Origin of the sequence: Maribacter polysiphoniae, assembly GCF_003148665.1 — a bacterium.
Classification (GTDB): domain Bacteria; phylum Bacteroidota; class Bacteroidia; order Flavobacteriales; family Flavobacteriaceae; genus Maribacter_A; species Maribacter_A polysiphoniae.
Window position 1 is genome coordinate 72981 of sequence record NZ_QGGQ01000008.1, and the last position, 12141, is coordinate 85121.

The window sequence follows — 12141 nt, forward strand, 5'->3', positions numbered from 1 at the left end:
TTAAAGATCGAACCGAAGGCCAAGGGAGATGTTATGCTGATCCACCAAGGCATCCTTAAAGATGGGATTAAGATCATATTTGGCATATAATAATACCCCTTCTACCCCAACATAAGCACTTAAACCGTATACAAGTTCATTGGTATTGTACCCTCTTTTAAGTTTATCCTTCACATGATCTCCATTGCGATTATATTTCAATTTTTGACGGGTTCCCAAATTAAACCCTCCATAAGCACCAATACCCAAACGGAATTGATTCCTTAAAGAATATCGAATGGTTTTATCTGTTTTATGAAGTTTAGAAGGACCAAATTCCAAATGGACCGGAAATACCAGATTATCCATTCTCAACTTGGATTTCTTTAATTCGTACTCAAATTCCTGTAATTCAACCTGACCATTTTCAGCAACAAAATATTGATTGTCTTTAGGCTTTAGCCCGTTGAACTGAAAAGAAAATCCATAATTCAATCGTACAAAATTGGTATTCTCAAAAATCCTGGTTCTCCAAGACCAGCCCATTTCAAAAAACCGGCTACCTCCAATCCTATAAGGTGAATCGTTTATCGACTGCCCATCGATCAGGGCATTGTTGAGACCAATTGCCAACACAAAATCAGAATAGGTTCGCCTATCATATTTCAATTCTTTTTTCTTTCGTCTTAGCTTCTCCCAATTAAAGGAAGACCCATCTCCCCTTGTCAGGTCCAATCTTATTGCCAAACCTGTATTCCCTGTACTATCAATGGTTTCAGCCTCTAGAACATCCCCATCATTTCGCTCCAATAGGAGAATTTCGTTATCCACGATCGCCATCCGGTTTTCTATATTCAAGGCTCTCTTTTTGGCTGCGGATTCCTTAAGTATCCTGGCTTCTTCATCGCTTATTTGATTTTTCTCGTATCGTTTGTTGATTTCCTCAACCTCAATTTTCAATGCTTCCTTTTCCTGTTTGCCAATCAGCTCTTTTTTGGCTTTTAGCATTTCAATCTTGTGTTGATAATCCCCATTTTCCTGAGCAGCGACTTTCTGAACTGCAAAAGCGGCAAACCACACTACTAAATAGATAATAATAACTCTCATACTGATTTTGATTTTTGGACCTTCCTCTCCTGCCCCCATGGATAGAGGGCAGGCTAAAGAAGATCGTTGATTGATTGATGAATATTAATTGTTACGATCGGCGACCGCTGTTCTTACTTTAAGGAATCCTGTTTTCAAGGATTCGAAAATCTGCTCCCTGAATGTTTGGTCGAGTTCATTTTCAACCTCATCCAACAATGCCATGGCATCGACCTTACCCCCTTTTTGAAAGATTTTATCGGCTAAGATTTCCCTTTGGGCCATCCGTAGCAAGGAATCTACCTCCGCATCCGTCACTTGAAGATCAGAACCTTCCAAAAGTCCAACCTGCGTTGCCAATTCCGCGATTTTCGCATCTATAAGTTCTTCGGTTTTTGTTTTTAATACATTCGAGTCTTCACCGACAACTTCTTCCTTTTCAACTAAGGCGAATTGGGTTTCATCGTTAATCCTTGTTTTTGGCGGGATTGCGACAAGGGTTTTTTCTTTTTGGATTACTTCCTTTTTTACCCCAACCAACTTATCATCTTCTTTTATCGGCACCATCAGATTCTCTTCCTTTTTAGGGACATTGATTTCCTGGGGCGTTTCAACAACTTGAATTTGTGTTTCCGAAGGTGTTTGGCTTCTTTTGAAATAAAGTGTTGACATGATCAATACCCCAATAAAAACGGCCGCTACACTATACCAGATAAATGTATTCTTTTTCTTGGGAGCAACTACTGGTAGTTGTTCCGACAAGGTATTCCACGCACTTTCTGAAGGGGTAATTTCCCTTTCTTTCAGATGCCTTTTTATGTGTTTTTCAAACTTATCGACTTCCATAACCTATAATATTTTGGTGTTGCAACTGCTCCTGCAACATTTTCCGCGCCTTGAACAACTGCGATTTTGAGGTGCTTTCCGTAATCTGTAAAAGCTCAGCGATTTCCTGATGTTTGTATCCTTCCACCACATAGAGCACAAAAACCATTTTATACCCTTCCGGCAAGGCATCGATAAGCATTTGGATATGCTCAACATCCATATCCGTGGAAATGGTATTGTTCCCAAGCTCGTTCCGCTCGTATAATTCGTCATCATACACCACAAACTGTTGCTTTCTTATATACGAAATACTTTCCCGTATCATGATCTTGCGAATCCACCCCTCAAAACTCCCTTTGAACCCGAAGGACCCCAAGTTTTTAAAAACCTTAAGAAAACCACCGATCATCACGTCTTCGGCAAAGTGCAGGTCCTTTACATATTGCCTACAGACCCCCAACATTTTCGGGGCGAACTTTTCATAAAGTCGCTTCTGCGCTTCCTGATGACCAGCAGCCGCTTTTTTTATGAGTTGTTTCTCGTTGTTATATATTGTAATGATCTTCAAAATGGTTTAATTGGCTTCTATAAAGATAGACGCAATACAAGGGAAGATAGTTGCCTGGAGAATGAAAAATAAAATTATTAAAACATAATTAACTATGTATAAGCTAATTGCAGTTTATTTTTTTCTGTCAACAACGTAGTTGACCATAAGTTCCAAGGAGTCCCGATAATTCGTTTGAGGATAGGTTAACAGTATATCCAATGCGAGTCGTTTAAATTCGTGCATTTTGTTTTCGGCATAATCCAATCCACCCTGGTCTTTTACGAATTGGATCACTTCCCTTACCCGCTTCTTATCACGATTGTGGTTTTTGACCGAATTGATCAGCCATTTTTTTTCAGACTTGGAACAGGTATTGAGTACATGGATCAAAGGCAGGGTCATTTTCTGTTCTTTGATATCAATGCCCGTGGGTTTCCCAATTTGCTGATTGCCATAATCAAAAAGGTCATCCTTGATCTGAAAGGCCATTCCACAATATTCCCCAAATTTTCTGAAAGTTTCCACTTCCTCGGAATCCGGCTTTACCGAACAGGCCCCCATACTGCAACAGGCGGCGATCAAGGTTGCCGTTTTTTGGCGTATGATATCGTAATACACATCCTCAACGATATCCAGTCTCCGTGCTTTCTCTATCTGCAACAATTCGCCCTCGCTCATTTCACGTACCGCTACCGAAATAATACGGAGTAGGTCAAAATCGCCATGGTCCAGGGACAACAACAACCCTTTTGAGAAAAGGTAATCCCCTACCAAGACCGCTATTTTGTTCTTCCATAAAGCATTTATAGAGAAAAATCCACGCCGTTTGTTACTTTCATCAACAACATCATCGTGTACCAGACTAGCGGTATGTATGAGCTCAATAATCGAGGCCCCGCGATACGTACGTTCATTGACCTCCCCATTATTCAACAATTTGGCCGTCAAGAAAACGAACATGGGACGCATTTGCTTCCCCTTGCGGTTTACGATGTAATAGGTGATTCGATTTAACAAGGCAACCTTTGAGGACATGGATTCACGGAACTTGTTTTCAAAAAGTTCCATTTCCAGGATAACAGGGTCTTTTATTTGAGATACTACTTTCAAGTAAATTTGCTTTATTGTCCCACTTGGTTAGGTGGTTAAATTTAGGGAAAATTAAAAGGATATGGCGCACGTTTTTGTGACAGGGACACTTTTAACAATAAGTACATCACAATCAATCTGTTACTGACCACAAAATTTTCGATCTTCTTTTGGCCTACGGGGTTACCCCCCTGTTGAATCCTTCCTCTAAATCTTATTTGCCAGTTGGCCACAGGCCGCATCAATATCCTTGCCACGGGAACGACGTACGGTAACGGTAATCCCTTTACGCTCGAGGGTTGCTACATACATCTCAATGGCCTTGTCGTTTGCTTGTTGAAATTGACCATCATCAATAGGGTTGTACTCTATCAAATTTACCTTTGAAGGGGCAAAACGACAGAATTGGACCAAGGCGTCCGCATCTTTTTGACTATCATTTATCCCTTTCCAGACTACATATTCATAGGTGATCCTGTTTTTGGTCTTGCTGTACCAATATTGTAAGGCTTCCCTAAGATCGGCCAAATTCATGGTCGCATTGAATGGCATTATCGAGGTGCGGATTTCATCTATGGCAGAATGTAAAGAAACGGCAAGATTGAATTTTACCTCCTCGTCAGCCATCTTCTTGATCATCTTGGGCACACCGGAAGTAGAAACAGTGATTCTTTTGGGTGACATCCCCAAACCTTCCGGGGAAGTTATCTTATCAATGGCCTTAAGCACGTTGTTGTAATTCATTAATGGCTCACCCATTCCCATAAACACAATATTGCTTAACGGTCGGTCAAAATATAAACGACTTTCATTATCTATGGCTACAACCTGGTCATAAATCTCATCAGGGTTTAAATTCCGCATACGCTTTAATCTGGATGTGGCGCAAAACTTACAATCCAAACTACACCCGACTTGACTCGATACACAGGCCGTAGTCCTGGATTTTGTGGGAATAAGTACTGACTCTACCACCAGATCATCATGTAAACGAACCGCATTTTTTATGGTACCGTCCGAGCTACGTTGTATTTGGTCTACCTTAATGTGGTTGATCACGAAATTGGAAGTCAAAAGATCACGGGTTTCTTTCGAAATATTGGTCATGACATCAAAGGTATGTGCCGATTTTTGCCATAACCATTCATAGACTTGATTACCCCGAAACGCCTTATCGCCATTATTGACGAAAAATTCGCGCAACTGGTCCAAGGTCAATGCCCTTATATCCTTCTTTTTTACTTTCTCTTCCATTTGATTAAGGTAGAAAATAGAAAATCCCACATTCAATATACATCGCAAAGTGGGATTTTACTATTCGGTATCTTTTTAATTTCCGCTACTGCGGAAGTGCTCTCCTGATTATAAAATCAACATGGCATCACCATAAGAATAAAACTTATAGCCTTCCATAATCGCTTCCTTATATGCCTTCTTCATTAAATCGTGACCAGCAAAAGCAGAAACCATCATCATCAATGTGGATTTTGGCAAGTGGAAATTGGTGATCATACAAGTCGCAATACTGAACTCATAGGGAGGAAAAATAAATTTGTTCGTCCAACCATTAAAGGTGTTGAGGGTATGTTCCGAAGAAACGGCACTTTCCAAACCACGCATGGCCGTAGTACCAACAGCACACACTTTTCTTTTATTGGTTTTTGCGGTATTCACTATTTCAGTTGCTTTTTCGTCGATGATCAGCTCTTCGCTATCCATTTTATGTTTGGAAAGATCTTCAACCTCTACCGGATTGAAAGTACCCAGACCAACATGCAAGGTAACCTCGGCAAAATCGATTCCCTTGATTTCCAATCGTTTCAAAAGGTGTTTGGAAAAATGGAGACCTGCTGTAGGTGCCGCAACGGCTCCTTCATGTTTTGCATAAATGGTTTGGTAACGGTCTTCATCCTCTGGCTCAACATCCCTTTTAATGTACTTTGGCAATGGGGTTTCACCCAATTCCCTAAGCTTTCTTCTAAAATCGGTGTAGGAACCATCATATAAAAAACGTAAAGTCCTTCCCCTAGAGGTAGTATTATCGATAACTTCCGCAACCAAACTCTCATCTTCCCCGAAATACAGTTTATTACCGATACGGATTTTACGTGCCGGATCGACCAAAACATCCCAAAGACGTTGTTCTTCGTTCAATTCCCTTAAAAGGAATACTTCAATACGCGCACCTGTTTTCTCCTTATTACCATATAATCTTGCAGGAAAAACCTTGGTATTGTTCAATACCATTACATCCCCTTCATCAAAATAATTAATAAGGTCCTTGAACATTTTATGCTCAATTTTCCCCGTTTCCCGGTGTATGACCATTAGTTTGGATTCGTCCCTGTTTTCAGAAGGATACTCGGCCAACAATTCTTTTGGAAGTTCAAAATTAAAATGTGATAATTTCATATAGTGTACGTATTGTTTTTTTTGGCAATTTTAGCGGCTGCAAATATACGACCTCGAAATAGGGGTTGTCAAGTAAAACGATGATTAAATGACAATTATAGTTCCCTAGCCTGAAAACCCAGTTTTTTAAGGTCTTTCCAAAAATCGGGATAGGATTTTGAAACCACTTCGGCATCATTGACCACAAAGGAGGTTTTTAGTGCCAATGGCGCAAAGGCCATTGCCATTCTATGGTCATTATAGGTATCTACAGCTACCTCCGATATTAAATCAAAGGAAGGCTGCAACAGGAGTGCCCTATCGGTAACCTCAACTTTAGCTCCAAATTTTGACAATTCGGCCTTCATGGCCTCTAACCTGTCGGTTTCCTTGATTTTCAGGGTATGCAACCCCGTCAACTCACAGCCCATACCCAATCCCAAACAGGTAACTGCGATCGTTTGGGCTATATCGGGTGCATTTGCCAAATCGCAGGTAAAGGATTTAAGCCTATGATTCCGTACTTTTTTCAAGACAATTGAATCCACCGTAAACGTTGTTTCAACCCCGAAGTCGGTATAAATCCCGGCGAGAACACGATCACCCTGCAAACTATCGTTCTTATAAGACCCCAACTGTATTTCGGAACCCACCTTACTTAAGGCGACAATACTGTAAAAATACGAGGCTGAACTCCAATCCGACTCCACAACCAATTCTATGGGATCTACTTGCTTCATTGGGGAGACTTTTATGGTATTCCCCTCAAATGAAGTTTGCACACCTATTTGGTTTAACAACCCTAAGGTCATTTTTATATAAGGAACGGAGGTTATCTTACCGATCAACTCCATTTCCAAACCATTTTCCAGGCTGGGGGCAATCAACAAAAGGGAAGAAATATATTGGCTGCTGATATCCGCAGGAAGACTCACCTTGCCCGCCGTCAATTTTTTACCCTGAATCCCAATCGGGGGATATCCTTCTTTTTCGAGGTATTCAATATCGGCACCAAGACTTCCCAAAGCATCGACCAAGATTTTCACCGGTCTTTCCTTCATTCGCTTGGAACCGGTCAAAACAATATTTTTGCCCTCTTGGGAAGCAAAATAACCGGTTAAAAAACGCATTGCGGTTCCTGCATGGTGTATATCGACCTCCCCCTTCTCTATAGCAAGTCCCTTTTGCATAACCTCAGCGTCGTCGGAATTGGAACGATTACGGATTGAAATATTCGGATATAAGGCCTGTAACAGCAAAGACCTGTTCGACTCACTCTTTGAACCTGTAATCTGGATACTGGATTTTACTATATTCCCTGACGGACCAATTAGGTGTAACTTCAAGTTGTATGGTTTTTTTATAGAAGCCTCAAATATACTATTATTTGAGTTTTTCGTTGTTTTGGTGCCTATCGTGGTCCCGCTTTGTCTTAATATCCATTTTTTTGTCAAAAGCAGCTTCCAAATCTATCCCCGTTTGGTTGGCCAAACACAGGACCACAAAAAGTACATCGGCCAACTCTTCCCCAAGATCCTTGTCCTTGTCCGATTCCTTTTCGCTCTGCTCGCCATACCGGCGGGCAATGATACGGGCCACCTCCCCTACTTCCTCTGTAAGTTGGGCCATATTGGTCAGTTCATTAAAATAACGAACACCATGCTCTTTGATCCAATTATCTACCTCCTGTTGTGCTTTCTGTATTCCCATTGCCTTCTTCTTTGGACAAAACTACTTTTTCTAACTGTTTTTCTATAATAGATTTATAATAATTCTTGAGAATGGTATAGTTTTTAGCTTGGACAATAGGTACATTCATTTGTTCTTCAACATATAATTGCACGGAATTCGCGTTGGCCCCCAACTTATAGATGAAACTTGCCTGTTTTTCAGGCATTACCAATCTAATGCCCTCGGGTATATAATCGACCTGATAACCTTCAGGGATATCTATTTTAATCATATACTTTTTTTTGACAGGATACGTGAAATCTATAGGATATACCCGTTTCTCCAACTTAAACGGATTTTCTTTCCTGGCAAACCATAATAGTGGGGAGAAATAGATCTTATCCCCTATAAACTCAACCAGGTCATCTCCATAAAAATGAAAATTCTCCATTACGGGTTTACCTATATTGAGTTTATCCTTAATCGAATATTCAGAAATCTCTATGCCATTATAATTTTCCTCCAACTTCCCTAGATAACTTTCTTCATCCAAGGCCTCGTAAGAATTCCTGAATATGTACGCCGCATAATCATCTTCCAAAACCCTTCTTAACGCTCCATTCAATTCACCCGTGTCCGATAATTCGGCATCGAGCATTATCATCTCATTGGCTCCAATTTTAGGCGATAGGGAGAATTCCTTTGAAGAACCATTTTCATCTACAGCACGACCTAACCAATTTAATGCCCTAGTGGGTAACAGGTTGGGTTTTGCAAATTTATTCGTAGCATCGAGAAGAACAATATTACCATTACTATCCAAGGAGGCCGCCACATAATTAAAACCTTCTAATGTAGGAAATAGGGGTATGCCATGGCTTCTAGTGCTGATCAAAATAGGATTGACCTTCAATCCAGCTGCGCGAAGCATTCCTACCAAAATCAAGTTGATATCCGCTATATTACCTGTCTTTGAATCATAAGCCTTTTTTACCCCTTCATCAGAAGTATAACCATAATTTCCATTCCAGTTCATTCTGTTTTTCACATATTGGTAAATGGCTATCATTTTATCTTCATCCGTTGTCTTGCCCTGAAGCACCGTATTCAGATCATCTTTGAAGTATCTAGACGTATTCAACTGTCCGCCAAAGGTTTCAAAATCATAAATCTTCTTGACAACTTTTTCCCAATCACTGGTGTAATTCTGAATGGTTGAATTTGGGAATTTGGTATACTGTAGTTCAAATTTGATTGAGCTTCTATAATTGTTGATATTGTTGACATAGGGTTCTTCCTTCAACGCCGGAACATTATTCATTCTAATCAAAGAAACATTTTCAAAGAAGTCAACCGAAGAACTTGAAATAGAGGTCCCCATGGCATTAAACCCTCCGCGTGAAGTCCTATTCGTCGATGTAAAACTTACACTTCCCGACCCTCTGGACTTTTGAATATCGAAAAACAAATACCCCTTGGTACGCTCATTAAATACAAAGTACTCAGGTATGGCCACTTCTATCACTTGTTGAACAATAGGAATATCATATTGCAATAGTATTTCATCGATATTGTAGCTAAATGGTGAAGAAATCCTATATTGATATTCGATAACACTTCCTTCCTTTAAATTGGGCATGGTAAACTTTTTGCGAAGCCTATATTTATTCACTTCCTCACTAAAGACATCCCTTTTATCCAATTTGGATTTAACAATCTTACCTTTCTCTAAATTATAGGTAACCGCCTTTATTGCCCCAAGTGACTCACGATCGGAACCTGACTGATAGAGGCTCTCCGAGATTGTGCCATATTCAAAGCCTTCCGCAGAGAATATTTTTATACGTTCGTAAACACTTTTATCCACACGAAAACCAACACCCTTGACGTAATTATATGTTATATCCACTTTCCGATAAGTGACCGCCGCCGATGCCGCCGGATCCCTTGCATATTCTTTTTGCTCCAGTTCCTCTTTGGTGATATCACCAAATTTTGGTTCCTGTGCAAAAATGTTCATTAAAAAAAGACCTGTAACTAATAAAATAAAATTGGTACGCATAATGTAATGTGCTTAATATTCAATCTTGCCTAATGTTCTTCACCAAAGCGACTCTTGACTTTTCCAACTTGGCTATATTTTTTCTAAACTCCCTATAATCATTATATTTATTAGGTGCATATAACCCAGACTTCAATGAAAATGTTCTTCTGTATTGCAAGGTTTCCCCATCGATCACTTTTACGGACATACTATAAGAGCCAAACTCTGAGGCTATTGTTGTAGCCTCAGGCATTGCTTCAACCTTGTAACCTTTCGGTATTTTCACATCATACACATCCGTATCTTCATATCCCCGGGAAATTTCAAAAGGTCTCTTACGTACACGGTACCTCTTAGGTATGTAGTCCGATCTATTAAAAGCATTCAACACGAAAATCATGCGTTCTTGACTTAGGGTACCATAACTTTTAGCGTTTAAAACCACATTTTCTTGGAAGGAAATCCCTTCTTTGTCATTCGTGAATTCGAATGAATCAATATTCAGGTTATTTATGGTACTCCAATAATTTTTATAGTGTTTTACGACATCCTCATTGGTTTCATCTTCCAAATAAAACCTTCTATCGTATTGCACGCCTTTTGTTTCTATTTTCACTTTGGCATTGATTGCCCCTTGGGAAGACAATGAATAGGATGCCGTTGTACTTTGTTTATTCTCTTCATTTAAATATGCGATAGTTTTCACAATTTCGCCACCCCCGGGTTTGACAACCAAAACATTCCTGTCGTCGGTAAAATCACCTATGAACCCAAAAGGTTGTACCTGCGACGTACAATCGATCCAATAATAATCATCTTGGTATGGTATGGCCAAAATCACATGGTTACCTTGTAGCACAGGAAAATCCTTATCAAAATCAAATTTCCCATTACCTGCATGAACGACTGTATAATAAGCCTCAACCCCTACTTCGTTCAGTAGGGCCTTAGTGTAATTTGACAAACCCTTGCAATCACCGTACTTCACTTTATCGACCTCGATGGCACTAATGGGTTGCCACCCCCCTATTCCAATTTGAACACTGATATAACGCGTATTCTCCTGAACATAGTTGTATATGATTTTCGCCCTTTCCAAAGTATCATCGACCCCCTTCACCAAATCCTGCACGATCCTTTTGGTCTCCATTGACAGTTCATCCCTGCCTTTTAACAAATGACCATCAATCCAGGCCCCTAAATCGTTCCAATCGGTCACATTTGCCTCAATTCCTTTTAAACTGAAGTTTTTCAACCTCACTTTCAATCTCGGTGCTATATCGGCAAAATTCGGACTTAGCTCTTCATGTTTAAAGGCTGGTATGTTTTCCGCCTCGTAAACAATCTTACCGGGTGCATTGGTTTTTTTGAAATCAAATCCAGCAAGGTTATACTCCTTGATATCAGGCGCTAAACTTGCATTGGAATAGTTAACCCCATAATAGCTTTTCTCAACACTAACCCCATATCCATAAATGAAATACCACGGGGGAAAAAAGCCCGTATCACTCGTTTCCACTTCGTAGTTGAACACCAATGTATATGGATATTGGATAGGGATATAGTTATAATACAATAATCTATCATCCCTATATAATGAAAAGCCATCCGCTGCACTTAAATCCTGAAAATCCTTCCTTTTAATCCGCTTTATTTCTTTTCCATTTTTATCATAAATGAAAGCTTCAATACTTTTTATTTTCTTCTCTTTATCATAATTCAATTGGGTATTGGAATAGCTATTCCCCATTTTATTCAAAACGGTCACAACCTGTTTTACATCGTAAACCATGGAATGGTTGGACAATACCTCGATTTTCATCTCATCCAAACGAACAACCGCATTCGCATCTTTGGTCAGAAGGGGATTGAGATTTACTGCTTGGTATGTTTTTTCTTGGGAAAAAATAGAAGTAAACGCCAAAAGGGCGCATAGTAGATAAGATAAGCGCATTAGTCAAGTATGGTTGAATTCCTATACCTCTAATTTAAATATTTTTCTTACATTTTTTAAGAAAAATTTAAGAAATTTACTACTCCCGTGATTTTGTATCGATTATGATGGTGACCGGTCCATCGTTCAATAAGTCCACTTTCATATCGGCCCCAAAGATACCTGTACCTACATCCTTTGCTATATCTATTTGAAACCTTTGTACGAACTTCTCGTATAAGGGAATGGCGATATCCGGCTTGGCCGCTTTTATGTAAGAAGGCCGATTCCCTTTTTTGGTTGAAGCTTGTAGGGTAAACTGGCTCACCACAATGGCATCCCCGCCTTGTTCGACCAATGATTTGTTCATGACTCCATCTTCATCATTGAAAATTCGAAGATTTGCGATTTTACGGGAAAGCCATGCTATGTCATTTTCGTCATCCCCATAGCCAACACCCAATAAAACAAGTAGTCCATTACCTATTTCGGAAATCGTTTCCCCTTCCACCGAAACACTTGCGCGCGAAACCCTTTGTATAACAGCCTTCATGACAACATCATTACCTT

11 protein-coding genes are annotated in these 12141 nt (G+C 39.8%); all 11 read right to left on the bottom strand.

Going from position 1 to position 12141, the window contains the following annotated elements:
• Window positions 1-1086 carry a porin family protein gene (locus tag LX92_RS15565; RefSeq protein ID WP_109652888.1) on the bottom strand — a complete coding sequence of 362 codons (1086 nt, stop codon included), beginning with the start codon at window positions 1084-1086 and terminating at the stop codon, window positions 1-3.
• An 84-nt stretch (window positions 1087-1170) separates the two neighbouring features.
• Window positions 1171-1911, bottom strand: a complete 741-nt coding sequence (locus LX92_RS15570) for a hypothetical protein (RefSeq protein WP_109652614.1) — start codon at window positions 1909-1911, stop codon at window positions 1171-1173.
• Complete coding sequence (locus tag LX92_RS15575) at window positions 1898-2461, bottom strand: RNA polymerase sigma factor (RefSeq protein WP_109652617.1); 564 nt, start codon at window positions 2459-2461, stop codon at window positions 1898-1900. The genes LX92_RS15570 and LX92_RS15575 overlap by 14 nt, the downstream gene beginning before the upstream one ends.
• A gap of 114 nt (window positions 2462-2575) precedes the next feature.
• Window positions 2576-3553 carry a polyprenyl synthetase family protein gene (locus tag LX92_RS15580; protein ID WP_109652621.1) on the bottom strand — a complete coding sequence of 326 codons (978 nt, stop codon included), beginning with the start codon at window positions 3551-3553 and terminating at the stop codon, window positions 2576-2578.
• 186 nt (window positions 3554-3739) lie between these two features.
• Window positions 3740-4786, bottom strand: a complete 1047-nt coding sequence (rlmN, locus tag LX92_RS15585; protein ID WP_109652624.1) for a 23S rRNA (adenine(2503)-C(2))-methyltransferase RlmN — start codon at window positions 4784-4786, stop codon at window positions 3740-3742.
• A gap of 108 nt (window positions 4787-4894) precedes the next feature.
• Window positions 4895-5944, bottom strand: a complete 1050-nt coding sequence (queA, locus tag LX92_RS15590; protein WP_109652627.1) for a tRNA preQ1(34) S-adenosylmethionine ribosyltransferase-isomerase QueA — start codon at window positions 5942-5944, stop codon at window positions 4895-4897.
• A 95-nt stretch (window positions 5945-6039) separates the two neighbouring features.
• Window positions 6040-7269 (bottom strand): 3-phosphoshikimate 1-carboxyvinyltransferase, encoded by a 1230-nt coding sequence (locus LX92_RS15595; protein ID WP_109652630.1) that lies wholly within the window; start codon window positions 7267-7269, stop codon window positions 6040-6042.
• A gap of 37 nt (window positions 7270-7306) precedes the next feature.
• Entirely contained in the window at window positions 7307-7633 is a 327-nt protein-coding gene (locus LX92_RS15600; RefSeq protein WP_109652633.1) for a nucleotide pyrophosphohydrolase, read from the bottom strand.
• Window positions 7599-9614, bottom strand: a complete 2016-nt coding sequence (locus LX92_RS15605) for a DUF3857 domain-containing protein (protein WP_170117871.1) — start codon at window positions 9612-9614, stop codon at window positions 7599-7601. Before LX92_RS15605 ends, LX92_RS15600 begins: the two co-directional genes overlap by 35 nt.
• A 61-nt stretch (window positions 9615-9675) precedes the next feature.
• Window positions 9676-11592 carry a DUF3857 domain-containing protein gene (locus LX92_RS15610; RefSeq protein WP_109652639.1) on the bottom strand — a complete coding sequence of 639 codons (1917 nt, stop codon included), beginning with the start codon at window positions 11590-11592 and terminating at the stop codon, window positions 9676-9678.
• A gap of 79 nt (window positions 11593-11671) precedes the next feature.
• A complete protein-coding gene (dtd, locus tag LX92_RS15615) occupies window positions 11672-12124 on the bottom strand; it encodes a D-aminoacyl-tRNA deacylase (protein ID WP_109652642.1) in 453 nt (150 codons plus the stop codon).
• Window positions 12125-12141 lie beyond the last annotated feature (17 nt).

Bases quoted from the DNA above. Each gene is read 5' to 3' on its own strand.
- LX92_RS15565 (WP_109652888.1), bottom strand. From the start codon at position 1,086: ATGAGAGTTATTATTATCTATTTAGTAGTGTGGTTTGCCGCTTTTGCA.
- LX92_RS15570 (WP_109652614.1), bottom strand. From the start codon at position 1,911: ATGGAAGTCGATAAGTTTGAAAAACACATAAAAAGGCATCTGAAAGAA.
- rlmN (WP_109652624.1), bottom strand. From the start codon at position 4,786: ATGGAAGAGAAAGTAAAAAAGAAGGATATAAGGGCATTGACCTTGGAC.
- queA (WP_109652627.1), bottom strand. From the start codon at position 5,944: ATGAAATTATCACATTTTAATTTTGAACTTCCAAAAGAATTGTTGGCC.
- LX92_RS15600 (WP_109652633.1), bottom strand. From the start codon at position 7,633: ATGGGAATACAGAAAGCACAACAGGAGGTAGATAATTGGATCAAAGAG.
- LX92_RS15605 (WP_170117871.1), bottom strand. From the start codon at position 9,614: ATGAACATTTTTGCACAGGAACCAAAATTTGGTGATATCACCAAAGAG.
- LX92_RS15610 (WP_109652639.1), bottom strand. From the start codon at position 11,592: ATGCGCTTATCTTATCTACTATGCGCCCTTTTGGCGTTTACTTCTATT.
- dtd (WP_109652642.1), bottom strand. From the start codon at position 12,124: ATGAAGGCTGTTATACAAAGGGTTTCGCGCGCAAGTGTTTCGGTGGAA.